The following is a 23,255-nucleotide window of genomic DNA, read 5'->3' as shown; positions in this document are numbered from 1 at the left end:
CCGAGATGAACGACGAAAACGCCCCGAGTGACGCAACCGAAAGCCAGGAGTCCCTAGAGCTTCCCGCCATCGAGTTTCAGTCTCCGGGGCGTTTTGCCGTGCACAACCCTCCCAGCCAATCAGGCGAAAGACCCCGCGCGGAACCTGCACCCTTTATCCTCGGTGCCCATCCGAACCTGGAACGCTTCAGCCAGCCCGAACAGGCCCGCGCCCATGCCCTTGCCCTGCTCCAGCAGGCCCAGCGCAGCCTGTGCATCTACAGCCATGACCTGGAGCCCTGGCTCTATCACCACAGCAGCGTGCAGGAGGCCTGCACCCGGTTTCTCCTGGCCAGCCCGCGCAACCAGCTGCGCATCCTGCTCAGGGACACCAGCCGCGCGACCCGGGAAGGCCATCGCCTGCTCGGCCTGTCCCGCCGCCTGTCCTCCAACTTGCAGATCCGCAAGCTCAACCCGGACCATCCCAGCGAGGAACTAGGGTTTCTGCTGGCCGATGACTGCGGCTTGCTGCTGCTCCCGGAAATCAGCCAATTCAGTGGCTACGCCCTTTACCAGGACCCGGCCCGGGTCCGCCTGCGCCGCACTCAGTTCGACCAAGCCTGGGATATCAGCACCACCGATGCCGACTTACGGAGTTTTCTGCTATGACGCTGCGTACCCTGCTTGCCGCGACCCTGCTGAGCTGCAGCCTGTCGCTCAGCGCCGCTACCGAAGTGATTCCGCTGAATTTCCGCACGGCTGATGAAGTGCTCAGCGTGGTGCAATCGGTACTCGGCAACGAGGGCAAGGTCAACGCCTATGGCAACCAGCTGATCGTCAATGCCGCGCCGGCGAAGATCGAGGAAGTTCGCAGCCTGTTGCAACAGATCGACACCCAGCCGCGCCGCCTGCTGATCAGCGTCGACAGCAGCGAATCCAGCCAGCAGAACGACCAGGGCTACCGTGTGGACGGCAGCATCAGCGCCGGCGATGTTCAGGCGCAGATCGGCCGGGGCGAGATACAGGGCCGCGACCAGGTGCGCATCATCCGCCGCAGCACCGACAGCCGTGGCGGCGGCACCCAGCAGGTGCAGGCCACCGAAGGCTACCCGGCGCTGATCCAGGTCGGCCAGAGCGTGCCCCTGACCAGCTACGGTCACGACGCCTATGGCCAGCCCTACCACAACACCCAGTACCGCGATGTGACCCGCGGCTTCTATGTCACCGCCAGCCTTAGCGGCGAGCGGGTGCATATCAGCATCAGCAGCAACCGCGACCGCTTGAGCCAGTCCCAGCCGGGTGCCATCGACGTGCAAAACACCGACACCCGGGTCAGCGGCCGCCTTGGCGAATGGATCAGCATCGGCGGCGTCAGCGAACAGAGCCAGGTCGATCGCGACGGTTTCCTGCAGCGCCGCTCGACCCAGGGCCGCGAGGACATGAGCCTGCGGGTGAAGGTTGAAGTCGTCGACTGAAGCAGCTGCAGCCTGACTTGCCGGTCGCTATAGGACTTATGTAGTAGTACGTAAAAAGCACTACAAAATAATTGACGAACACTTTTGGCGGAGGCATGATGGCCCCGCTCCCGCTAATCAGAGGTACCGAAAGGACCTCCGAATCGCGCTCCAACTTACCGTCCGAGCCGATTTGCGTTGTAAAGCCCACAAGGCGGTTCGATGAGATTGCGACTGGAACGAAGTTGTCCTGAGGGACGGGGAAGCGTTTGAATCAGCCAGCATGAGTCGCAGCATCTGAGTCGCCCGCCGGCATCCTTGATCCGGTAAGCGCCAAATGACCCAGTCATTTGCAGCAGCTGACCATCAGCAGACTGTTTAGCTCGTCACCCTCCTCCCGGATCAATTCCGTCTTAGTCGACCTCTCGACGTTCTGCAGTGCGCCACAACACCCTCCGGCAACACAGGTGTTCAGTGGGGAAGCCGGTGCTCAACCAAACACATACTTTGAAGGATTGACCATGTCAGCTTATCAAAACGACATCAAGGCAGTCGCCGCTCTGAAAGAGACCTACGGCAGCAGCTGGAGCGCTATCAACCCGGAATCCGTGGCTCGCATGCGCGCTCAGAACCGCTTCAAGACCGGTCTGGAAATCGCACAGTACACCGCCGATATCATGCGTAAAGACATGGCCGAGTACGATGCCGACTCCTCCGTCTACACCCAGTCCCTGGGCTGCTGGCATGGTTTCATCGGGCAGCAGAAGCTGATCTCGATCAAGAAGCACCTGAAGACCACCAACAAGCGCTACCTCTACCTGTCCGGCTGGATGGTTGCTGCTCTGCGTTCCGACTTCGGCCCGCTGCCGGACCAGTCGATGCACGAGAAGACTGCAGTCTCCGACCTGATCGAAGAGCTGTACACCTTCCTGCGTCAGGCCGATAGCCGCGAACTGGACCTGCTGTTCACCGCTCTGGACGCCGCTCGCGAAGCCGGCGACAGCGCCAAGGCCGCCGATATCCAGAACCAGATCGACAACTACGAGACCCACATCGTACCGATCATCGCCGACATCGACGCTGGCTTCGGTAACCCGGAAGCCACCTACCTGCTGGCCAAGCGCATGATCGAAGCAGGCGCTTGCTGCATCCAGATCGAAAACCAGGTTTCCGACGAGAAGCAGTGCGGTCACCAGGACGGTAAAGTAACCGTTCCTCACGCCGACTTCCTCGCCAAGATCGCCGCCGTTCGCTACGCATTCCTCGAGCTGGGCATCGACAACGGCGTGATCGTTGCGCGTACCGACTCCCTGGGTGCTGGCCTGACCAAGCAGATCGCCGTGACCAACGCCCCTGGCGACCTGGGCGACCAGTACAACTCCTTCCTCGACTGCGAAGAAGTGTCCGCTGCCAACCTGAACAACGGTGACGTGGTTCTGAACCGCGAAGGCAAACTGCTGCGTCCCAAGCGTCTGCCGTCCAACCTGTTCCAGTTCCGTGCTGGCACCGGTGAAGCGCGCTGCGTACTGGACTGCATCACCTCGCTGCAGAACGGTGCCGACCTGCTGTGGATCGAAACCGAGAAGCCGCACGTTGGTCAGATCGCGGCCATGGTTGACGAAATCCGCAAGACCATCCCGAACGCCAAGCTGGTTTACAACAACAGCCCATCGTTCAACTGGACCCTGAACTTCCGCCAGCAGGTCTACGATGCCTTCGTAGCCGAAGGCAAGGATGTTTCCGCCTACGACCGCGCCAAGCTGATGAGCATCGATTACGACGCCACCGAACTGGCTCAGGTTGCCGACGAGAAGATCCGCACCTTCCAGCGCGACGGTTCGGCTCACGCCGGTATCTTCCACCACCTGATCACTCTGCCGACCTACCACACCGCCGCGCTGTCCACCGACAACCTGGCCAAGGGTTACTTCGCAGACCAGGGCATGCTGGCCTACGTGAAAGGCGTGCAGCGTGAAGAACTGCGTCAGGGCATCGCCTGCGTCAAGCACCAGAACATGGCTGGCTCCGACATCGGCGACAACCATAAAGAGTACTTCGCTGGCGAAGCGGCTCTGAAGGCAAGCGGCAAAGACAACACCATGAACCAGTTCGGCTAAGAACAGGCTCACTCAACCGAGGCCACGATCAAGGTTGAGGGTGTTGAAAGAAGAACCCCGGCAGAAATGCTGGGGTTTTTTTTGCATTTTATTTAGCCGCTGGTTTTGTGCACCGCGACACAGGGGGTGTCATGGTTTCGTCGTATTCCTTGGTTAGCGTCAAGGCCCCGTCGATTAACCTGAAGGAGCCTTGCATGAGCCCCCATGATGACCAGAGCACCACGCTGTTCGGCAACGGTGATGAACTCCCCAGCAACCATTCCGGCAACCCCCATATCAACCAGCTAATCAACCCTGGTCTGGCACGCCGCCAGGTCGTCGCTGGCGGGGCCGCCATCGGTGCCATGGCATTTCTCGGCATTGGCCTGTCGACCCGCGTCGAAGCCGACGAGCCACTGGATGCGTTGCAAGAACGCCTCAAGGGCCAGCCGTTCAAGCGTAATCGTCTGCCCTTCGCGCCCGTGGCGGTAACCCGCGCCGACACCATCACGGTGCCCGCAGGCTTCAAGGCCAAGCCCTTTATCCCTTGGGGCACACCGCTCACCGGCAGCTACCCGGCATTCGCCGAGGACGCCGGCAACAGCGCCCAGGATCAGGCAGAGCAGCTCGGCATGCACCACGACGGCATGCACTTCTTCCCCATCGATAGCCAGTCGGGCAAAGGCAAGCGCTCCGATCATGGCTTGCTGGTACTCAATCACGAGTACATCGATGCACAACTGCTGCACCCCAACGGCCCTACTACGGTCGCCGGCAAACGCACCATTGCCGATGAAGTGCGCAAGGAAATCAACGCCCACGGCGTGTCCGTGGTGGAGATCCGTCGCGACAAACGCGGCGATTGGGCCGTTGTGCCGAGCCCGCGTAACCGCCGCATCACCGCAGCCACGCCAATGACCATCGCCGGCCCAGCCCGCGGCAACGCGCTGATGAAAACCCGCCACAGCAAGAGCGGCACCCGGGCGCGCGGCACCCAGAACAACTGCTCAAATGGCCATACGCCCTGGGGTACGTACCTTACCTGCGAGGAAAACTGGGCCGGCTATTTTGCCAGCCAGGACAGCGAGCAACCGCGCGAACACAGCCGCTACGGTATCCGCAAAACCAGCCGCTACGGTTGGGAAACCCTGGCCGGTGATGAGTTCCAGCGCTTCGACGCCAGCCGCCACGGCACCGATGCCAGCGAAGACTATCGCAACGAGCCGAACCAGTTCGGCTGGATTGTCGAGATCGACCCCTTCGACCCGCAATCGGTGCCTGTCAAACGTACCGCCCTGGGCCGCTTCGCCCATGAGGGCCTGGTGTTCGCCCCGGTCAAGCCCGGCAAACGTCTGGTCTGCTATTCCGGCGACGATGCGCAGAACGAATACATCTACAAATACGTCAGCCGTGACAAGTACCAGCGCGGCAAAGCGAAAAACTACCTATTGGACAAGGGCACCCTCTACGTCGCTCGCTTCGATGCCGACGGCACTGGCACCTGGCTGGCATTGGACTTCGCCGACCCGGCCTTCCAGGCCGCCTGCGCAGTCGCTGGCGTGAGCTTTGCCGACCAGGGTGAGGTGCTGATCAACACTCGCCTGGCCGCCGATATCGTCGGCGCGACCAAGATGGACCGCCCGGAATGGGGTGCGGTCAACCCGGACACTGGCGACGTCTACTTCACCCTGACCAACAACAGCAGCCGCACCACCAGCGACGCCGCCAACCCGCGCAGCCCAAACCCCTACGGGCATATCATTCGTTGGCGCGAAGCCAGCAAGGATTTCGCCGGCAACCGCTTTGCCTGGGATATCTTCCTGCTCGGCGGCACCCAGGACGACAGCCGCGACCCGCGCGGCCGAACCCTGAACGACAGCAACATCTTCGCCAGCCCGGATGGCCTGTGGTTCGACGATGAAGGGCGGTTGTGGATTCAAACCGACATGAGCGGCGGCCAGCTTGGCAGCGGCCCGTTCGGCAACAACCAGATGCTCGTAGCCGACCCGAAAAGCGGCGAGGTCAAACGCTTCCTGGTCGGGCCAGTTGGCTGCGAAGTCACCGGTATCAGCCAGACACCGGACTTCAAGACGCTGTTCGTCAATATCCAGCATCCGGACGATGGCAGCACCTGGCCCGATGGCCCAGGCAAACGGCCACGCTCAGCGACGGTGATCATCAGCCGTGAAGATGGCCGGAGACTGCTCTAGCAGGCTGTTGAACGAGTAACCAGCGGGTCATGGTCCTTCGGGGCCATGACCCGCTTTTTGCTCGCAGCCGCCGGCCACGGCCTAAGCAGCACACCTCTTGCCACTAGATACGGAACTGCCGCACCAGCGCGCCCAAGCGTTCGCCCAGGGCATCGAGGTTGCGCACGGTTTGCGCGCCCTGCTGGGTTTCGTCGGCCACGCTGTCCACCGCCACGGCGATCTTGTGCACGCTGCGGTTGATTTCCTCGGCCACCGCGGTCTGCTCCTCGGCGGCGCTGGCAATCTGCGCGTTCATCGCATTGATGGTGGCAATCAGCTGGGCAATGGCGTCCAGCGACTGGCCAGCCTTGTTGGCCTGTTCGCTGGTCACATCGCCGGCATCACTGGAGCGACGCATCGAGGTCACCGCATCCTCAGTGCCCTTCTGCAGACGGTCGATCATGCCCTGGATTTCCTGGGTGCTTTGCTGAGTCCGACTGGCCAACGCGCGCACCTCGTCGGCGACCACCGCAAAACCGCGCCCCGCCTCACCGGCACGGGCCGCTTCGATGGCGGCATTGAGCGCCAGCAGGTTGGTCTGTTCGGCAATCGAGCGAATCACGTCGAGGACGCTGACAATCGAAGCGACATCCTTCTGCAGGTTGTCGAGGGACACCCCGCTACCGCGAATATCATCCACCAGGGTGTGAATGCGCGTGATGCTGCCATCGACCACCAGTTTTGCCGCCTGGCCTTCGGTGTCGGTCTTCTGCGCCGCCTCCGCTGCACCCTGGGCGCTTTGCGCCACCTCATGGGCGGCGGCGGACATTTCATTGATGGCGGTGGCCACCTGGTCGGTCTCATGGCGCTGACGCTCCATGGCCTCTTCCGAGCGCTGCGCCTGGGCCGATACCTGGCCGACCAGCTCGGTCAGCTGACCGGTCATATCGACGATCTGCCGCACCAGGCCGTGAATCTTCTCCACGAAGCGGTTGAAGGAGCCCGCCAGCTGGCCCAGTTCGTCATCGCCATTGATCGGCAGACGCCGGGTCAGATCGCCCTCGCCTGCGGCAATGTCATCGAGGTTGTTCTTGATCTGCTGCAGCGGGCGCAGGAAGGTGTTGCTCAGCACCACCCCGACTATGCCGAACACCACCAGCAACACCGCGGCAATCACCAGGATGCTGGTGATCAGGGTGCCGATGCGCTGGTCGATCTCGGTCTGCACCTTGGCTATTTGCGCCTCCACGCCATCCAGGTTGATGGCGGTGCCCAGGGCCATGTCCCATTTCGGCAGGTAGTAGCTGTAGGCCATTTTCGGCACCAGCACCGAATCATCGGTCGGCAGCGGCGAACTGTAATTGACGTAGTAAGTGTTGTTCTTGGCGACATTCACCAGCTCACGGTTGATGTACACGCCATTGGGATCGCGCCGATCAGCCAGGCTCTTGCCGACATCCACCGGGCTGTCGCCACGGAACAGGCGCACCACGTTGGAGTCATGGCCGAAGAAGTAGCCATCCTTGCCAAACTTGATCTTCGACAGCACGGCGATGGCCTGCTCGCGGCTGGCCATATCGCCTTGCGCGGCACCGTCATACAGCGCCTGCACCGAGCCCAGGGCGATCTGCACATAGTGCTGCAGCTCGCTGCGGCTTTCCTCCAGCAGGCGCTCGCGGGTTTCCTCGACCTCCCGGGCGGCCAGGTTCTGCAGGACCTTGGCTGCCGCGCCACTGAGCACCAGGGCAAACAACACCACGGGAACCAGGGCAAGCAACACCACTTTCATCTTCAATGTCAGGCGCATCGGACTGATCCTTACTTAGCAAGCCAAATAAAAACGGGGCTACCGGTTTATCGGTAGCCCCGCTGAAAGGTTGAGTCGTCCGCCACCATCACGGCAGCGGACAAGCAATGCCCCGGTCAGATCACCATAGCCGCTGCCCATCCAAACACCAGCAGCGGCAGGTTGTAGTGCAGGAAGGTTGGTACCACGCTGTCCCAGATATGGTTGTGCTGACCATCGACGTTCAGCCCCGAGGTGGGCCCCAGGGTCGAGTCCGAAGCCGGCGAGCCGGCATCGCCCAGCGCCCCTGCGGTGCCAACGATGCACAGAATGGCCAGCGGGCTGAAGCCCAGCGTCAGGCCCAGAGGCACGAAGATCGCCGCAATGATCGGCACCGTGGAAAAAGACGAGCCGATGCCCATGGTCACCAGCAGGCCGACCAGCAGCATCAGCAGTGCGCCCAGGGCCTTGTTATGGCCAATCAGCTCGGCCGAACTGTCGACCAGGGTCTGCACCTGGCCCGTGGCCTTCATCACCTCGGCGAAACCGGCGGCGGCGATCATGATAAAGCCGATCATCGCCATCATCTTCATGCCTTCGGTGAACAGGTCGTCTGCCTCTTTCCAGCGCACCACGCCGGACACCGAGAACACCACGAAGCCCACCAGGGCCCCGATGATCATCGAATCCAGCCAAAGCTGCACGACAAAGGCGGCGACTATTGCCACGCCCGCCGCCAGCAGGCTCCAGGGGTTGTAGGCCACCTCGACCCGCTCGACCTGCTCGATCTTCTGCAGGTCATAGACGCGTTTTTTTCGGTAGCTGAACAGCACCGCCACCAGCAGCCCGCAAAGCATGCCCAGGGCCGGGATCGCCATGGCCCGGGTGACGCTCAGCCCCGTGGTATCGACCCCGGCCTTGGCCACATTGGCCAGCAGGATTTCATTGAGGAAGATACCGCCGAAGCCCACCGGCAGAAACATATAGGGGGTGATCAGGCCGAACGTCAGCACGCAGGCAATCAGCCGCCGATCCAGTTGCAGCTTGCTCAGCACATAGAGCAGCGGCGGCACCAGCAGCGGAATAAAGGCGATATGGATCGGCAGAACGTTCTGCGACGAGATGGCCACCGCCAGCAGCAACAGGATCAGCAGCCACTTGAGCAGGCCCGCACCCTGCCCCTCCTGCCGGCCCACCATGGCCAACGCCTTGTCCGCCAGGGCATGGGCCAGGCCGGACTTGGCAATCGCCACGGCAAAGGCCCCAAGCAAGGCATAGGACAGCGCCACGGTGGCCCCGCCCCCCAGGCCCTTGTTGAAGGCCGCCAACGCGCCATCAACCCCCAGGCCGCCGAGCAGACCACCGGCCAGCGCGCCGACGATCAGGGCCACCACAACGTGCACACGGCACAAGCTGAGGATCAGCATGATCCCCACTGCCGCAACGACTGCGTTCATCTGTTTACTCCCGCAATTAGGTAGGTCCGCGAAGGCCGATGCCCTCTATGGATACAGCGCCTGTTCGGCGAAGGGCGCGTACTCTGCCCAATGCTGACCAAACTGTCAAAACACCCGTAAATTATTTTATACAGGTCGATCGGAATTTCGTTTACCCTCGCCCGTACGCTTCCTGCTGGCCTGCATCTTGCTGACCTCGCACCTAAAGAAATCCGTAGCCGCGCCGATAGGCGCTTCAAGCCTCGCCAATAAAAAGGTCCTGAAAATGCTGTTCAGCCGCCTCTCCATCCAGCTCAAAATCACCCTGCTCGCCGGCCTCTGCCTGCTGGCCATCGTCGCCGTCCTGGTCGGTGCCTCCGTGGTCCAGGCCTCGCGCAGCGCCGAGCTGGTCAAGAAGGCCAGCAGCAGCATGCTCGAGGAATCGGCGCAATTGCGCATGGAAGCCCGCGGCCAGGCCCAGGCTCTGCAGATCCAGCGCTACTTTATGGATGCCTATCAATACGGCCGGGGGGCCGCTACCCAGGTGCTGTTTATCCGCGAGCAGGCCGCAAAACGCTTTCTCGACGCCTTCGACCTGCGCGAAGACCTCACCCGCCAGGTACGCAGCGCCTTGCAAGCCAACCGCAGCCTGCTGGGTATCTATGTCGCCTTCGAAGCCAATGCTCTGGATGGCAAGGACGAGCTGTTTACCGACCAGGAGAACCTGAGCAGCAACGATAAGGGCCGCTTCGCCCTGTACTGGTCACAGGACGCCAGTGGCGAGCTGAGTGCCGAAACAATGAGCGAGGCAATGCTGAGTGACAGTACGCCGGGCATCAGCGGCGCGCCCTATAACGCCTGGTACACCTGCCCGCTGCAGAGCAAAGAGGCCTGCCTGCTCGACCCCTATACCGACGATATTGACGGGGTGAACACCCTGATGACCAGTATCGCCTTCCCCCTCGAACAAGACGGCAAGATCATCGGTGTACTGGGCGTCGACATCAGCCTGGCCAGCCTCCAGGAGCTGAGCAGCAGCGCCAGCAAAGGCCTGTTCGACGGAGCCGGCCACGTCAGCATCATCAGTCCCGCCGGCCTGCTTGCCGGCCACAGCCGCGACAGCAGCCTGCTCGGCGGCAAGCTGGAAAAGGCCTTTAGCGACCAGCACAGCGAAATACTGAGCCTGCTGCAGAGCAATCGCCCCGAAGTGCTGCACCATAACGGCACCATGCAGGTGCTGCAGCCGTTACTGCCGATCCCTACGTCCAAACCCTGGGGCGTGCTGATGGAAGTACCCGAGCAGGTGCTGCTCGAGCCGGCCACCCGCCTGGAAGCCCAGATGGACGCCATGGGCAGCCGCAGCACCGCGGTATCCCTGGGCCTGGGGCTGGCCGCCGGAGTGGTCGGCATCCTGCTGATCTGGCTCACCGCCCTGGGCGTGACCCGGCCGATTCTCGGCGTGGCGGCCATGCTCAAGGATATCGCCAGTGGCGAGGGCGACCTGACCCGCCGCCTGGACTACGCCAGGCAGGATGAGCTGGGCGAACTGGCCAGCTGGTTCAACCGCTTCCTCGACAAGCTGCAGCCGATCATCGCCGACGTCAAACTCAGCGTGCAGGACGCCCGCAGCACCGCCGACCAGTCGGCCATGATCGCCAGCCAGACCAGCAGCGGCATGCAGCAGCAGTACCGTGAAGTCGATCAGGTGGCCACTGCCTTCCAGGAAATGAGCGCCACCGCCCAGGATGTGGCGCACAACGCCGCCCAGGCCGCGGAAGCGGCGCGCACCGCCGACCAGGCCAGCCGCGAAGGCATGAGCGTGATCGGCAAGACCACCGCGACCATCGAACTGCTGGCGGGCGAAATGAACGTGGCCATGCAGGAGGTTGAAGGCCTGGCCAACAGCAGCGAGAAGATCGGCTCGGTACTGGAAGTGATCCGCTCGATCGCCGAACAGACCAACCTGCTGGCGCTCAACGCAGCCATCGAGGCCGCCCGCGCCGGGGAAGCCGGGCGCGGTTTTGCGGTGGTCGCCGACGAAGTGCGCAACCTGGCCAAACGCACCCAGGACTCGGTGGAGGAAATCCGTCAGGTGATCGAGGGCCTGCAGAACGGCACCAAGGAAGTGGTCAGCACCATGCACAGCAGCCATCGCCAGGCCCAGGGCAGCGTCGAACAGGTCGAACTGGCGGTGGCGGTGCTGCAGCGCATCAGCCAGGCGGTCAGCGTGATCACCGACATGAACCTGCAGATCGCCAGTGCAGCCGAAGAACAGAGTTCGGTGGCCGAGGAGATCAACCGCAACGTCGCCTCGATCCGCGATGTCACCGAGTCGATCTCAGGCCAGGCCGACGAGTCGGCGCAGATCAGCCAGAACCTCAACAAGCTGGCCAACCACCAGCAGAGCCTGATGGATCAGTTCCGCGTCTAAACGCCGGGCGTGGCATCATCGGACCGTCACTCTGACGGCTGTTTACTTGTGACGCAGGCTAGCAATCGTTAGCCTGCGTTTTTCATTTATGGGGGTTACACATGCTCAATATCGCCCTGGTTGCCGGCTCCGGCCGCAACAACAGCCAGTCAGGCAAGGTCGCGCGCTTTATTCGCCAACGCCTGATCCAGCTGGAGCACAGCACTGACGCCCAGAGCAGCCTGATCGACTTGGGTCTGGCTCCGCTGCCGCTCTGGCCGGCCGAAGATGCCGGGCCCTGGGAGCTGTACCGCAAACAGCTGCAGGCCGCCGATGCCGTGGTGATTGTCGCCCCCGAGTGGAATGGCATGGCCTGCCCGGCGATCAAGAACTTCTTTATCTATGCCAGCAAGGCCGAGTTGGCGCACAAGCCGGCCCTGCTGGTGGGGGTTTCCTCCGGCATCGGCGGAGCCTACCCGATCAGCGAGCTGCGCGCGTCCAGCTACAAGAATTGCCGCCTCTGCTACCTGCCCGAGCACCTGATCGTGCGTCGGGTCGAGCAGGTGATGAACGGCGTGGAGCCGAGCAGCGAGGACGACCAGCGCCTGCACGCGCGCCTCGATTACGATCTGGATATCCTGGCCAGATACGCCCATGCCCTGCGCCCCGTGCGCGAGGCCATCGACATGAGCCTCCCGGCATTTGCCAACGGCATGTGAGAGGGTGTTTACAAACTACTGCGCTCGGCCATGCTGCGTTGAAGTCAACCTCAAAATGCTCATGTACTACTCGTACACTCCGCTTTCTCGGCTGATTGACCAACGAAGCTGTTACTGCGTTTCGCCTTGCCTGGCCATCGCTCGCTACTTTTGTAAACACCCTCTGATCCGGCCCGCCCTTGAGTACCAGCACCGGCCGTGGCTCAAGGGCTGCGGGCGGGCAGCTCGATCGATACCGCCAGGCCGCCCAGGGCGCTCTCGCCCAACTGCAGCTGCCCACCCCAGGCATCGACGATATCGCGCACTATGCCCAGACCCAGGCCATGTCCTGCGACCTGCTCGTCCAGGCGGCTGCCGCGGTCGAGCACCTCCTCACGCTGCTCCGCGTCGATGCCTGGGCCGTCGTCCTCGATGCGGATCAGATAGCCCGCCGCCACTCGCTCGAGCTCTAGGCGCACCTGGCTGTCGGCCCATTTGCAGGCGTTATCCAGCAGATTGCCGAGCAGCTCCAGCAGGTCCTCGCGGTCCCAGGGCAAACGCAAGCCGGCAGCAGCCTGCCAGTCCAGCTGCAGATGATGGCCGTGGATCATGCGCAGGGTGGCGAACAACTCGGGCAGCTCCACGGCGCAGTCGAAATGCGCCCCCGGCAAGGCTTCGCCGGCCAGGCGTGCGCGCCCCAGCTCGCGCGCCACGCGCTGCTCAATCTGCTGTAACTGGCTGTGCAAACTGGCCTGCAACTCCGGCAATTGCCGCAGCTCTTCGCGCGAAGCCAGGCTGACCAGCACCGCCAGCGGCGTTTTCAGGGCGTGGCCAAGGTTGCCCAAGGCGTTGCGCGAGCGCTTGAGGGTGGCTTCGGTATGGGTCAGCAGATGGTTGATCTGCGCCACCAGCGGCTCCAGCTCCTGCGGCACCTGCTGATCGAGCTGGCTGCGCTGGCCCTGCTGCAGCTGCATGATCTGCTGACGCACCCGCTCCAGCGGGCGCAACGAGCGGCTGACGATCAGGCGCTGGAACAGCAGGATCAGCACCAGGGCGGCCAGGCCAAGCCCCAGAACGATACGTTGCACGCGCCTGAAACTGTCCAGCACCGGGGTGTAATCGCGGGCCACATGAATCGTGATCTGCTGGCCAAAGCGTTGGTAATCCGCCCGATAGATCAGCCATAGCTGGCCCTGCGGGCCTTCACCCAGGGCCTGTTGCAGGCCGGGCTCGGCCATCGGCGACAGCTCGCGGTCCCACAAGGAGCGCGAGCGCCAGGTCTGCCCGGCAAAGTCGATACGGAAATACAACCCCGAATAGGGCCGCTGGAAGGCCGCACTCAGGCGCTGCTCGTCCAGCTGCACGCCGACCGGGCCGCGCACCAGGGCGCTCAACAGGGTCTGTGTTTCATCCTGCAGGCCGTCCTGCAAATAGCTCCGCAGGCTGCGGTCAAACAACCATAGGCTGCCCTGCGCCAGCACCAGACCGATGGCCAGCAGAACGCCGGCGAGGCCGAGACTCAAGCGGCGCTGGATAGACTTCAAGCAACTGCCCCACTGAAGCGATAACCCTGGCCGCGGCGGGTTTCTATCACCTCGCGGCCAAGCTTGCGCCGCAGGTGGTTGACGTGCACTTCGATAACGTTGGAGTCACGCTCGCTTTCACCGTCATACAGGTGCTCGGCAAGGTGACTCTTGGACAGTATCTGGCCGACATGCAGCATGAAATAACGCAACAGCCGAAATTCCGCGGCCGTCAGCTCGATCTTCTGGTTGCCGCGGCTGACGCACTGCTGACGCTCGTCCAGCTGCCAGCCCGCCGCGTGCAGCTGCGGCTGGTTGGCCAGGCCATGGGCACGGCGCAGCAGCGCCTGGATACGCAGGTGCAGCTCTTCGGGGTGAAAGGGTTTGCTCAGATAGTCGTCGGCCCCGGCCTTGAGCCCTTCGATACGCTCCGCCCAGGAACCGCGGGCGGTGAGGATCAGCACCGGGGTGGTCACGCCCCCTGCTCGCCACTCCTGCAACACCTGCAGGCCCGGCTTACCAGGCAGGCCGAGGTCGAGGATGATCAGGTCATAGGGCTCGCTCGCCCCCTGATAGGCCGCATCGCGGCCATCGGCCAGCCAGTCGATTGCATAGCCCTGGCGAGTCAGGTCGGCGACTAATTCGTCGGCCAGCGGTACATGGTCTTCAACCAGCAACAGGCGCATTCAGTCATCCACCTCGTCCTTGAGCACTTCAGCGGTGCCGGCATGCAGCTCCAGCTCGCGCACCACACCCTGCTGGGTCACCAGCTCCACCTCATATACCAGCACACCCTCTTCCTCTTCCAGCTCGACTTCGAGCAGCACGGCACCAGGGTAACGCTGCATCGCCACCTGCATCAGCTGATCGAGGGGCAGAATCGCCCCCTCGCGGCGCAGACGCAGGGCCTCATCCTGATTCAGGTCGCGGGCACTGCTGAAGGTCGGCACCACCAGCAGCGCAGCCAACAGCGTGCGGTAAAGGACCGCTCGAATAGTCATCAATCGTCCTGTTGGTTCTTCAGAAGTTGCCCGTTGGTGGCGTCCAGTTCGACGTCCCATTGCACGCCCTGGGCGTCGCGAACTTCGACCTGGTAGATATAGCGACCGTATTCTTCTTCCAGCTCGGTCTCCTCGATCGTGCCGCCGGGATGCTGGGTCAGAATTGCCGCATTGAGTTTTTCGAAGGTCTGGATGATACCGGCGTCACGCAGTTTGAGCGCCTCGTCCGGACCGAGATCGCGAGCCTGGGCCAGGCCCGCAGTCAGGGCCAGGGCAGCGGCGGTGAATAAAGCGGTCAATCGGTTCATCGTGAATATCCTTACGCAATAGCTTTCTACGCAACCCAAGGTACTGCAACGGACTTAATCCAAGCTTAAAACCCAGACGGCCGCCAATTACCCGCCTGCATGCTTGCATCATTCATGCGCTGAAGTGGCTTGGTCTGGGAAAACAGCGCTCTATAATCGCTGCCTTGCGCAACGGAGGCCAGCATGAGTGCGATCTTGATCAAGTCCCCAGCCCTGACTATCAAAGCCGGCAAACGGGCACTTGCGCGTATTCGCGAGCAGGGCCTGCAACCGGCGGATGTGGGCATTCTGCCCGGTGCTGCCGGCGGCCCCAAGGCCCTGGGCATCCAGGGACTGGACCTGGCCCTGTTCGGCGACTGGCTATTGCGCGCGCCACGCGAGCGCGCCCTGATCGGCGCGTCCATCGGTTCCTGGCGCTTTGCCAGCGCTTGCCTGCCAGATGCCGCGGCCGGTATTCGCCGCCTGGGCGAACTCTATACCGCCCAGCGCTTTGCCAAGGGTGTGAGCATGGCCGAGGTGTCGCAAAGCTGCAGCCTGATGCTCGAACAGCTGCTGCAGGCCCAGGATGCCAGCATCCTCAGCAATGCCCATTACCGCCTGAACATCGTGGTGGTGAAGAGCCACGGCCTGCTCCAGCACGACCATCGCGGGGCCCTCGGCCTGGGCCTGTCCTCGGTGATCGGCAACAACCTGCTCGGCCGCGCGCGCCTGGCCCGCCACTTCGAGCGGGTAATCCTGCACGATGCCCGGCAGGCACCGCCGCTGACTGCGCTGCACGACTTCCCCTCGCGCTACCTGCAACTCGATAGCGCCAACCTGCGCCATGCCCTGCTCGCCTCCGGCTCCATCCCCATGGTCATGCAGGGCGTACGCGATATTCCCGGGGCCGGCCCTGGCACCTACCGCGATGGCGGCCTGCTCGACTATCACCTGGACCTGCCCTACAGCGGCAACGACATCGTGCTCTACCCGCATTTCACCGACAAGGTGATCCCCGGCTGGTTCGACAAGGGCATGCCCTGGCGTCGTGGCGACAGCAACCGTTTGCAGGATGTCGTGCTGCTGGCCCCATCACGCGACTACCTGGCCCGCCTGCCTCATGGCAAACTGCCAGACCGCAAGGACTTCAGCCGCTACCTGGGCGACGATGCCGGCCGTCAGCGTTACTGGCAGCAGGCCATGGCCGAAAGCCAGCGCCTGGGCGACGAGTTTCTCGAACTGGTCGACAGCGGCCGTCTGGACGAACGCCTGCAAGCGCTATAGCCGCCCTCACCGATCAAGCAGTAATCGAGGCATGACCACGGATGGCCAGAATAAAACTCGCAGTCGCCATTATTCATGGCATCGGCACCCAGCCCGACCAGCGTAATGACGAGGGCCAGCACGTTTTCGCCGAGGGCCTGATTGCCGGCCTGCGCCAGCAACTCGGTATCGAAGCCAGCGACGTGGCCTTCCAGAGCCTCTACTGGGCCAGCGTGCTGGACAACCGCCAGTACGCCTACCTGCAGAGCCTGCGCGACCAACCGGTGCGCTGGCGTTGGCTCAGACGCATCGTCACCCTGTTTCTCGGCGACGCCAGCGGCTACCGCAAGGTCAGCCAGGCCTACGACACCACCTACGAAGAAGTCCATCAGTGCCTGCGCAACGGCCTACTGGCCCTGCGCGCCAAGGTGGATGCCGACACCCCGCTGGTGGTGCTGGCGCATTCGTTGGGCGGGCATATCTTTTCCAACTTCGCCTGGGACCAACAACGCATCAACCAGGCCGAAAGCTGTCCGCTCGATCCCTTTCTGGCCCTGGAAACCCTCAGCGGCCTGATCACCTTCGGCTGCAATATCCCGCTGTTTACCTTCGCCTGTGACCCGGTGATACCGATCCGCTTTCCCGGCAACTGCCTGCCCAACGCAGTACGTGAGCAGGCGCGCTGGCTCAATCTCTATGCCCCGGCCGACCCGCTCGGCTACCCGCTACGGCCCTTGCCCAGCTACGCCGCGGTGGTCGCCGAGGACCGCGCCATGCCGGTCGGCCCCTGGTACGCCCGGCACACACCCCTGAGCCACCTGACCTACTGGCACGACAAGCGTTTTCAGCGCTATATCGGCCGTTACCTGCGCCAACTGCTAAGCGCCTGCTAAGCCTGCGGACTCAGCCGGCAGATCGCTCACAGGTCACGCCAACCGCGGCGTTGCCCATGAAAATGTGATTAATCGGACAATTTCTTGCATTTTTCATCAACTATGTGACTTGAGGGTCAGGGTCGGTCATCAACATCTATGACTGGCAAGCGTGAATTGACCGCCTGCCCTTGTAGATTTGGGATCAACTCGGAGAAACCGACCCCATGAACGCCCCGTTGCGTTTTAACGAAGCACTGCTGATTGCCGACCGCGCCTTTAAACCTTTCCAGTGTGTCGCCTGGGCTCCCCAGGATGGCACCGGCAACCTCAGCCTGAGCGTGATTGACCGCACCAGCACCCGCCTGCTCGGTCGCACCCAGCTGTCGAGCACGGTCTACAGCGACCCGGTGCAGTTCGCCAACCTGCTGCAACAGTCCCGCGAACAGCTCAGCCAGCAAGGTTTTGCCCTGGAACCCTGGAGCATGCCGGAGTAATCCGCCCCTTCGCTCGCGCCCAACCGGCGCGAGCGGAAATGGCAATATCTGTGGGCTTAATGTCATTGTTGCCATTTACTCGATCGGCGCACACTGCATCCATCGCCGCTCGAGAACCCCTCCATGGATGCCCTGAAGACCATCGCCTGCCTGCTCTACCCCAATGTCATGAGCCTGGATCTGAGCGGTCCGTTGCAGGTCTTCGCCTCGGCCAATGACGAGCGTCAACGTCAGGGCCTGCCGCCTTTCTATCGCCTGCTGGTACTCGCTCAACAGCCCGGAGCCGTTGCCACCTCGGCCGGCTTTCAGCTGGTGGCCGAGCAGGCCTGGGGCGAGACCGATCCGGCGCAGATCGACACCCTGCTTATTCCTGGCGGCCTGGGTGAACAGGCGCAATGTCATAACGAGCCACTGCTGGCCTGGCTGGGCGCTGCCGCCCCCCAGGTGCGCCGCCTCGGTTCGGTGTGTTCCGGCGCGCTGATCCTCGCCGCCGCGGGCCTGCTCGATGGCCGCCGTGCCACCACCCACTGGGCCGATGTCGAGCAGCTGCGTACACGCCATCCGCAGGTCAAGATCGCCGACGATTGTCTGCACACCTATGATCCCCAGGACCCCGCCGGCAACGGCCATATCTTCACTTCAGCCGGGGTCACGGCCGGCATCGACCTGGCACTGGCCCTGGTCGAAGCCGACCTGGGTCGGCCCATCGCCCTGGCGGTGGCCAGACGCCTGGTGATGTTTCTGCGCCGCCCCGGTGGGCAGGCCCAGTTCAGCGCCCTGCTGACCCCGGAGCCCAGCCGCGTGCCGCGCCTGAGCGCCCTGCTCGAATGGATCCCCCTGCACCTGAGCGACGACCTGTCCCTGGCGGCCCTGGCCGAACAGGCTCATATGACCCCGCGCACGCTGTCGCGGGTGTTTGTCCAGGAGCTGGGCATGGGGCCTGGCCGCTATGTCGAACGTATTCGCCTGGAAACCGCGCGCACCCTGCTGCAGAGCGCCCAGGCCTCGATCGGCACCGTGGCGCGCCTGAGTGGTTTCGCCCATGCGGAAAACCTGCGGCGCAGCTTTCACAAACACCTGGGTATCAGCCCCCAGGAATACAGCGAACGCTTCGCCTGACCGCCTCAAACCCAGGGAGCCCACCATGCTGCAACTACGCCCCAACTGCGAATGCTGCGACCGCGACCTGCCTGGCGATTCGCCAGATGCGCTGATCTGCTCGTTCGAGTGCACCTTCTGCCGCACCTGCGCCAGCGACCGTCTGCAAGGCGTTTGCCCGAACTGCGGCGGCGAACTGCTGAGCCGCCCGCCCCGCCCGGCCGCCAAGCTGGAACACTTCCCCGCCTCCACTGAGCGGGTACTCAAGCCTGCTGGCTGTAAGGCCAAGGTTTAACCATCGCTTAGCCAAACTCGTCCCGGGAGCCCACCGATGCTGCTGTTACGCAATTCCTCTATCCGTTTGCTGTTTGCCGGCCAGGCGTTGTACTGGTCGTGCTCGATGATCGGCATCACCCTGACCGCCCTGGTGGGGCTGCAACTGGCCCCGTTCAATAGCCTGGCCACCCTGCCGCTGGGCTTGTGGATGCTGGGCAACCTGTTCACCGTACAGCCCCTGTCGCTGTTTATGCAGCGCCATGGCCGGCGTCCCGGCTTGATGCTCGGAGCCGGTGCCGGGGTGCTGGGCGGCCTGCTGAGCGCGCTGGGCGTGTGGCTGGGCGACTTTTTGCTGTTTTGTCTGGGAGCCCTGCCCATCGGCGCTTATCAGGCGTCGGCGATGTACTACCGCTTTGCCGCGCTGGAAGCCGTCAGTGCGACTGAGAAAGGTCGCGCCAGCGCCTACGTCATTGGCGGCGGCGTGCTGGCAGCCCTGCTGGTGCCAAGCCTGCTGCTGGGGGCAGGGAAGCTGCTGGACCGGCCCTTTGTCGGTGCCTACCTGTTGATCGCCTCCCTCGCCCTGCTGGCCCTGCTCCTGCTGAGCAGATTGCGCGAAGGCGCTGCCCCGCCCAGGGCCAAGGCCGGACTCAAAGAGTTACGCCAGCTTCTGGGCAACCCGGTGATACGCGCAGCCATCGCCACCACCGCGGTGGGCAATGGTCTGATGGTCCTGGTGATGAATGCCACGCCCCTGGCCATGAACTTCTGCGGCTTTGCCCTGGAAAGCAGCGCCCAGGTGATCCAGTGGCATATGCTCGGCATGTTTCTCCCCGCCTTCCTTGCCGGCCCTCTGGTCGACCGCCTCGGCAGCCGCCGAGTGGCCCTGCTGGGCGGGCTGATACTGCTGGGCAGCGCCACTGTCGCCCTCAGTGGCCTGCAACAGCTGCACTTTCTATTCAGCTCCTTGCTGCTCGGGCTGGGCTGGAACCTGATGCTGGTCGCCGGCACCACGCTGCTTGCCGAAGGCCATGACGACACCCAGCGCGGCCAGGCCCAGGGTCTAATGGAGCTGATCAATGGCGTGCTGGCCGCGGGAGCCGCATTCAGCGCCGGCGTGTTGATCAGCGGCCTCGGCTGGAGCGCGCTCAACCTGGTGATCCTGCCCCTGGTCGGCCTGGCCATGCTGATGCTGCTGCCGGCTAGGCGTAGCGCGCCACAAGCCTCGTTTTAACTTCAATCCGTAAATCACAGGCAGCAAAAAGGCGACCCACTGGGTCGCCTTTTTATTTGGCCCGCACCTTAGTAGTAGGCGTTTTCCTTGTTGCTATGGTCGGTGACGTCACGCACGCCTTTCAGCTCCGGGATGCGCTCAAGCAGGGTCTTCTCGATGCCTTCCTTGAGGGTCAGGTCGACCTGGCCGCAGCCCTGGCAGCCACCGCCGAACTTCAATACCGCGATACCGTCGTCGACCACATCGATCAGGCTGACTTCACCGCCGTGGCTGGCCAGACCGGGATTGATCTCGGTCTGCAGGTAGTAGCTGATGCGTTCGTTGATCGGGCTGTCTTCGTTGACCATCGGCACCTTGGCGTTCGGTGCCTTGATGGTCAGCTGGCCGCCCATGCGGTCAGTGGCGTAGTCGACCACGGCGTCTTCCAGGAAGGGCTCGCTGACCGCGTCGATCCAGGCGGTAAAGCTGGCCAGGCCCAGGGCGGTGTCTTCAGCCTTCTGTTCGCCCGGCTTGCAGTAGGCGATGCAGGTTTCGGCGTACTGGGTGCCCGGCTGGGTGATAAATACGCGAATGCCGATGCCCGGGGTGTTCTGCTTGCTCAGCAGATCAGCCAGATAGTCGTGGGCAGCGTCGGTAATGGTAATGGTGCTCATGGCAACTCCTCGCAAACATGGGCGCAGTGTACGCCAGTCGGCCATGCCGGCAAAGTCCTAGTAAATTGGTAGGGATAGTAGCGCAGTAATAATCCCGTTTATTTCAAAGGTTCTGATAGCGATTCATATCCAGCACCCCGGCTTCGATCGGTTCGGTTTGCTGGATATACGCCGACATATCGTGGAAATAGCGCCAGAACTCGGGATGCGTGCGGCGAATGCCCCAGCGTTCGACGACTTTCTCGAAGGCCGCGGCGTCACGGGCCTGCTCCAGCGCCGCAACAAACTCAGCCGTCTGCTCCGCCTGAACATTGAAGATAAAGTTCGGGTAACTGCTGAGCACGCCTGGATACACCGTCAGGGTATCCAGCGCCGGCTGATAGCGCAGTTCCTCCCCGAGCATAAAGGCCACATTGCTGTGCGCGCGGTTGCGCAGCAGGCTGTAAACCTCGCGCCGGCCATCGGCCATTTCCAGCCGTAACAAGGTTGCCTCGGGCAGTTGATCGATCACCTTGAGCGTGCCCGCAGGTTTGGCTGCCAGCAGGCTCAGGGACTGCTCGACGCGCTGCAACTCGGCGTCCAGCCCTGGGCGATGACAATGCGCGCCGGTGCAGCGGTTGATCGGATCCGGCCGCGCATTCAGGCTGCCGTAGCGTTCCAGCAGAGTCTCGACAAAGCTGCGTTTGGGGTCGTTGCCAGGCAGGCGCAGGGCGCTCGGACTTTTCCTATCGATGGCCTGGTAATGCAGCCAGATCTTCAGCTTGCCGCTGCTCTGGTACCAGTCATTCAGATAGCCCTGGCGCGACTCGGCCGGCATCAGGCGGAGGAAGTTGACCTCGGCACTATTGCGGATCAGATCAAAATACAGCCGCGTCTGCGCCTGGTGCGACACGTTGCCGAACACATCGAAATTCACCACCAGCTGGTAATAGGTGCGCTCCAGCAGCGGAAAATCCAGCCACCAGAGGGTCTGCGGCACCTCGCCGATCAGGCCTTTACGCACCGAGGCGCTGTCATGCTGGCGGAAGATCGACAGCAACGCATTGTCATTACCGGCCCAGATATGCGACCAGCTCGGCCCGGGCGCATCGGCATAGCGCTGCATGCGCAGCGCTTCATAGTCATTGCGCTTGTCGCGGTAGGAGCGCCACAGGCCGAGAAAGTCACTGAGGCTATCCCGCAGCCCGGGCACGGCCAGCAACGCCTTGGCCTGCTCACGGTACTCGGGGTCGGTGATATAGAGGTCGTGCTGCGGGTCCTGGAAAAGGGTCCAGAAATTATCGCGAATCACATCCGTGGCGATCTGCCCACGACACACCGGGCCGCGGATAAAGGTGCGCACAAAGTATTCGGCGTTATCCAGCATAAATTGGTAACGCGCCTGGGCCGGAATCGCCGCGAAGGTCTCGAACGGGTTGGCGCGGCGCTGCAGGCTATAGCCCGGCACCGCATCCGCCTGCCAGTCGCTGGCGAAGAACAGCTCCTTGACCCGCGCCAGCTTAGCCGCGCTGAGCCCATAGGTGATATGAGTCTTGTGCACTATCACCCCCTGCACCGGCGTCAGACGGTAATAGAACTCGCTGCCGGGGTCCTCGTTGGGCAGGCGCGTGGCGATGACGTCCACCGGCTCACCGCTGGGGGTACGCGAACGCACCATCTGAAAGAAATGCCCAGGCTCACCGCCGGCAAAATGCAGATGGGCGAGAAACAGGTGCTCATACAGCCAACGCGAAACCAGCGCCTCGCGGGCACCGGGGGCGTTCATAAAGCTTTCCCAGCTGGCGATCTGCTGGGCCTCGGCTGCACTGGCCTGCAGCGCCTGCTGATCGACCGGCGCGCCCTGTTCTATCCAAGCCTGCAGCGTCTGGTAGTCGGCCTCAGTCAAACCTGTGACCGCGAACGGCATGCCGGCTTGCGGATTGTTCCGGGCAAACTCGTCGAACTCCTGCGGCAGCGGGCATTGGTTGACCCGCTTGATGCCGATATCCAGCGTCGCCGGCAGCTTGCTATTGGCAGCAAACGGCTGCCGATGGCCCAGTTCCAGCATCCTCGCCATTAACGCTGCCTGACTGCCCTGCGCATCCAGCACCGAGGTAAAACCCTTGCGCTGCCAGGCCGCCGGGCCATGGGCATCGACAAACAGGCGCGTGGTGGCCTGCGCCTGGGTGCGCGTGCCGTTGTACACCGCAGCCTTGCTGGCACCGCGCTGCACGCCTTCGCCGCTGCCCAGGTTGAGCTGACAGGCGGCGTCGTAACAGGCGTGGCAGGCCACACAATGCTGGGTAAATATCGGCTGGATATCGCGGCTGTAGGAGATGGGTTCAGCCGCCTGCAATGAGCCGATGAACAAACAACACACGCCAAGCAGTAAGCGGCAGACCATGGAGGCGTCTCTAAAATGGCTCAGGACCCGATTCTAGCCGGCACGGGCTCAACAAGGCCAATCGGCGAACATGAGCGAAATTCATGTAAAAGCGCAGACCACTGCAAAAGCGTGCAGCTTTGTT

20 protein-coding genes and 1 pseudogene are annotated in these 23,255 nt (G+C 62.9%); 13 read left to right on the top strand and 8 right to left on the bottom strand.

Annotation, left to right across the window (positions count from 1 at the left end):
- Nucleotides 1–5 precede the first annotated feature (5 nt).
- From WMW70_RS19510 to WMW70_RS19495, 4 genes are all read left to right on the top strand, one after another.
- On the top strand, nucleotides 6–647 hold the full coding sequence (locus WMW70_RS19510; protein ID WP_341439121.1) for a DUF7931 domain-containing protein: 642 nt from the start codon (nucleotides 6–8) through the stop codon (nucleotides 645–647).
- On the top strand, nucleotides 644–1,453 hold the full coding sequence (locus tag WMW70_RS19505; RefSeq protein WP_341439120.1) for a secretin N-terminal domain-containing protein: 810 nt from the start codon (nucleotides 644–646) through the stop codon (nucleotides 1,451–1,453). Before WMW70_RS19510 ends, WMW70_RS19505 begins: the two co-directional genes overlap by 4 nt.
- Nucleotides 1,454–1,953: 500 nt before the next feature.
- A complete protein-coding gene (locus WMW70_RS19500) occupies nucleotides 1,954–3,549 on the top strand; it encodes an isocitrate lyase (protein ID WP_341439119.1) in 1,596 nt (531 codons plus the stop codon).
- A 194-nt stretch (nucleotides 3,550–3,743) separates the two neighbouring features.
- Nucleotides 3,744–5,738 (top strand): PhoX family protein, encoded by a 1,995-nt coding sequence (locus tag WMW70_RS19495; protein WP_341439118.1) that lies wholly within the window; start codon nucleotides 3,744–3,746, stop codon nucleotides 5,736–5,738.
- Between the two features lie 103 nt (nucleotides 5,739–5,841).
- Here the strand turns inward: WMW70_RS19495 and WMW70_RS19490 are convergent, their stop codons facing one another.
- Both WMW70_RS19490 and WMW70_RS19485 read right to left on the bottom strand, forming a co-directional pair.
- Entirely contained in the window at nucleotides 5,842–7,524 is a 1,683-nt protein-coding gene (locus tag WMW70_RS19490; RefSeq protein ID WP_341439117.1) for a methyl-accepting chemotaxis protein, read from the bottom strand.
- Nucleotides 7,525–7,640: 116 nt separating this feature from the next.
- Entirely contained in the window at nucleotides 7,641–8,960 is a 1,320-nt protein-coding gene (locus WMW70_RS19485; RefSeq protein WP_341439116.1) for a Na+/H+ antiporter family protein, read from the bottom strand.
- A gap of 265 nt (nucleotides 8,961–9,225) precedes the next feature.
- Here WMW70_RS19485 and WMW70_RS22170 point away from each other — a divergent pair.
- From WMW70_RS22170 to WMW70_RS19475, 3 genes and pseudogenes are all read left to right on the top strand, one after another.
- Nucleotides 9,226–10,512, top strand: a pseudogene (locus WMW70_RS22170) (PDC sensor domain-containing protein); the annotation flags it as partial.
- A gap of 75 nt (nucleotides 10,513–10,587) precedes the next feature.
- Nucleotides 10,588–11,370 (top strand): methyl-accepting chemotaxis protein, encoded by a 783-nt coding sequence (locus tag WMW70_RS22165; protein ID WP_445942174.1) that lies wholly within the window; start codon nucleotides 10,588–10,590, stop codon nucleotides 11,368–11,370.
- Nucleotides 11,371–11,471: 101 nt separating this feature from the next.
- Nucleotides 11,472–12,068 carry an NADPH-dependent FMN reductase gene (locus WMW70_RS19475; RefSeq protein ID WP_341439114.1) on the top strand — a complete coding sequence of 199 codons (597 nt, stop codon included), beginning with the start codon at nucleotides 11,472–11,474 and terminating at the stop codon, nucleotides 12,066–12,068.
- 203 nt (nucleotides 12,069–12,271) lie between these two features.
- Here the strand turns inward: WMW70_RS19475 and WMW70_RS19470 are convergent, their stop codons facing one another.
- The 4 genes from WMW70_RS19470 to WMW70_RS19455 are packed head-to-tail and all read right to left on the bottom strand — an operon-like array spanning nucleotide 12,272 to nucleotide 14,879.
- Entirely contained in the window at nucleotides 12,272–13,591 is a 1,320-nt protein-coding gene (locus WMW70_RS19470; RefSeq protein ID WP_341439113.1) for a sensor histidine kinase, read from the bottom strand.
- Nucleotides 13,588–14,256 carry a response regulator transcription factor gene (locus tag WMW70_RS19465; RefSeq protein ID WP_341439112.1) on the bottom strand — a complete coding sequence of 223 codons (669 nt, stop codon included), beginning with the start codon at nucleotides 14,254–14,256 and terminating at the stop codon, nucleotides 13,588–13,590. The genes WMW70_RS19470 and WMW70_RS19465 overlap by 4 nt, the downstream gene beginning before the upstream one ends.
- The gene (locus WMW70_RS19460) at nucleotides 14,257–14,565 is read right to left on the bottom strand and encodes a PepSY domain-containing protein (protein ID WP_341439275.1); all 309 of its coding nucleotides are present in this window, start codon (nucleotides 14,563–14,565) and stop codon (nucleotides 14,257–14,259) included. It abuts the gene before it with no gap.
- Between the two features lie 5 nt (nucleotides 14,566–14,570).
- Entirely contained in the window at nucleotides 14,571–14,879 is a 309-nt protein-coding gene (locus tag WMW70_RS19455) for a PepSY domain-containing protein (protein ID WP_341439111.1), read from the bottom strand.
- A gap of 183 nt (nucleotides 14,880–15,062) precedes the next feature.
- On the opposite strand from WMW70_RS19455, the gene WMW70_RS19450 reads away from it, so the two are divergent.
- The 6 genes from WMW70_RS19450 to WMW70_RS19425 all read left to right on the top strand — a co-directional run bounded on the left by WMW70_RS19450 (nucleotide 15,063) and on the right by WMW70_RS19425 (nucleotide 20,095).
- On the top strand, nucleotides 15,063–16,142 hold the full coding sequence (locus WMW70_RS19450; protein ID WP_341439110.1) for a patatin-like phospholipase family protein: 1,080 nt from the start codon (nucleotides 15,063–15,065) through the stop codon (nucleotides 16,140–16,142).
- Nucleotides 16,143–16,192: 50 nt separating this feature from the next.
- On the top strand, nucleotides 16,193–17,014 hold the full coding sequence (locus WMW70_RS19445; protein WP_341439274.1) for a hypothetical protein: 822 nt from the start codon (nucleotides 16,193–16,195) through the stop codon (nucleotides 17,012–17,014).
- Between the two features lie 206 nt (nucleotides 17,015–17,220).
- Nucleotides 17,221–17,490, top strand: coding sequence for a hypothetical protein (locus WMW70_RS19440; protein WP_341439109.1), 270 nt, complete (start codon nucleotides 17,221–17,223; stop codon nucleotides 17,488–17,490).
- A 123-nt stretch (nucleotides 17,491–17,613) separates the two neighbouring features.
- Nucleotides 17,614–18,609 carry a GlxA family transcriptional regulator gene (locus WMW70_RS19435; RefSeq protein ID WP_341439108.1) on the top strand — a complete coding sequence of 332 codons (996 nt, stop codon included), beginning with the start codon at nucleotides 17,614–17,616 and terminating at the stop codon, nucleotides 18,607–18,609.
- A 25-nt stretch (nucleotides 18,610–18,634) separates the two neighbouring features.
- Nucleotides 18,635–18,883, top strand: a complete 249-nt coding sequence (locus tag WMW70_RS19430; protein WP_341439107.1) for a DUF1272 domain-containing protein — start codon at nucleotides 18,635–18,637, stop codon at nucleotides 18,881–18,883.
- Nucleotides 18,884–18,922: 39 nt separating this feature from the next.
- On the top strand, nucleotides 18,923–20,095 hold the full coding sequence (locus tag WMW70_RS19425; RefSeq protein WP_341439273.1) for an MFS transporter: 1,173 nt from the start codon (nucleotides 18,923–18,925) through the stop codon (nucleotides 20,093–20,095).
- 68 nt (nucleotides 20,096–20,163) lie between these two features.
- On the opposite strand, the gene nfuA is transcribed toward WMW70_RS19425, so the two are convergent.
- Together nfuA and WMW70_RS19415 are read right to left on the bottom strand one after the other, a co-directional pair.
- On the bottom strand, nucleotides 20,164–20,748 hold the full coding sequence (nfuA, locus tag WMW70_RS19420) for a Fe-S biogenesis protein NfuA (RefSeq protein ID WP_341439106.1): 585 nt from the start codon (nucleotides 20,746–20,748) through the stop codon (nucleotides 20,164–20,166).
- Between the two features lie 103 nt (nucleotides 20,749–20,851).
- A complete protein-coding gene (locus WMW70_RS19415) occupies nucleotides 20,852–23,131 on the bottom strand; it encodes a fatty acid cis/trans isomerase (protein ID WP_341439105.1) in 2,280 nt (759 codons plus the stop codon).
- Nucleotides 23,132–23,255: the final 124 nt, after the last annotated feature.

The sequence above is a fragment of the Pseudomonas sp. XK-1 genome (assembly GCF_038069885.1).
In the GTDB taxonomy this organism is placed as follows: Bacteria; Pseudomonadota; Gammaproteobacteria; order Pseudomonadales; family Pseudomonadaceae; genus Aquipseudomonas.
The sequence above is the reverse complement of the archived record's forward strand: the minus strand, read 5'-3'. Positions and strand labels throughout refer to the sequence as shown.

Excerpts from the sequence above, each read along its gene's own strand:
- WMW70_RS19510 (WP_341439121.1), top strand. The coding sequence starts at position 6 with ATGAACGACGAAAACGCCCCGAGTGACGCAACCGAAAGCCAGGAGTCC.
- WMW70_RS19505 (WP_341439120.1), top strand. The coding sequence starts at position 644 with ATGACGCTGCGTACCCTGCTTGCCGCGACCCTGCTGAGCTGCAGCCTG.
- WMW70_RS19500 (WP_341439119.1), top strand. The coding sequence starts at position 1,954 with ATGTCAGCTTATCAAAACGACATCAAGGCAGTCGCCGCTCTGAAAGAG.
- WMW70_RS19495 (WP_341439118.1), top strand. The coding sequence starts at position 3,744 with ATGAGCCCCCATGATGACCAGAGCACCACGCTGTTCGGCAACGGTGAT.
- WMW70_RS19490 (WP_341439117.1), bottom strand. The coding sequence starts at position 7,524 with ATGCGCCTGACATTGAAGATGAAAGTGGTGTTGCTTGCCCTGGTTCCC.
- WMW70_RS19485 (WP_341439116.1), bottom strand. The coding sequence starts at position 8,960 with ATGAACGCAGTCGTTGCGGCAGTGGGGATCATGCTGATCCTCAGCTTG.
- WMW70_RS22165 (WP_445942174.1), top strand. The coding sequence starts at position 10,588 with ATGATCGCCAGCCAGACCAGCAGCGGCATGCAGCAGCAGTACCGTGAA.
- WMW70_RS19475 (WP_341439114.1), top strand. The coding sequence starts at position 11,472 with ATGCTCAATATCGCCCTGGTTGCCGGCTCCGGCCGCAACAACAGCCAG.
- WMW70_RS19465 (WP_341439112.1), bottom strand. The coding sequence starts at position 14,256 with ATGCGCCTGTTGCTGGTTGAAGACCATGTACCGCTGGCCGACGAATTA.
- WMW70_RS19455 (WP_341439111.1), bottom strand. The coding sequence starts at position 14,879 with ATGAACCGATTGACCGCTTTATTCACCGCCGCTGCCCTGGCCCTGACT.
- WMW70_RS19450 (WP_341439110.1), top strand. The coding sequence starts at position 15,063 with ATGAGTGCGATCTTGATCAAGTCCCCAGCCCTGACTATCAAAGCCGGC.
- WMW70_RS19440 (WP_341439109.1), top strand. The coding sequence starts at position 17,221 with ATGAACGCCCCGTTGCGTTTTAACGAAGCACTGCTGATTGCCGACCGC.
- WMW70_RS19435 (WP_341439108.1), top strand. The coding sequence starts at position 17,614 with ATGGATGCCCTGAAGACCATCGCCTGCCTGCTCTACCCCAATGTCATG.
- WMW70_RS19430 (WP_341439107.1), top strand. The coding sequence starts at position 18,635 with ATGCTGCAACTACGCCCCAACTGCGAATGCTGCGACCGCGACCTGCCT.
- nfuA (WP_341439106.1), bottom strand. The coding sequence starts at position 20,748 with ATGAGCACCATTACCATTACCGACGCTGCCCACGACTATCTGGCTGAT.
- WMW70_RS19415 (WP_341439105.1), bottom strand. The coding sequence starts at position 23,131 with ATGGTCTGCCGCTTACTGCTTGGCGTGTGTTGTTTGTTCATCGGCTCA.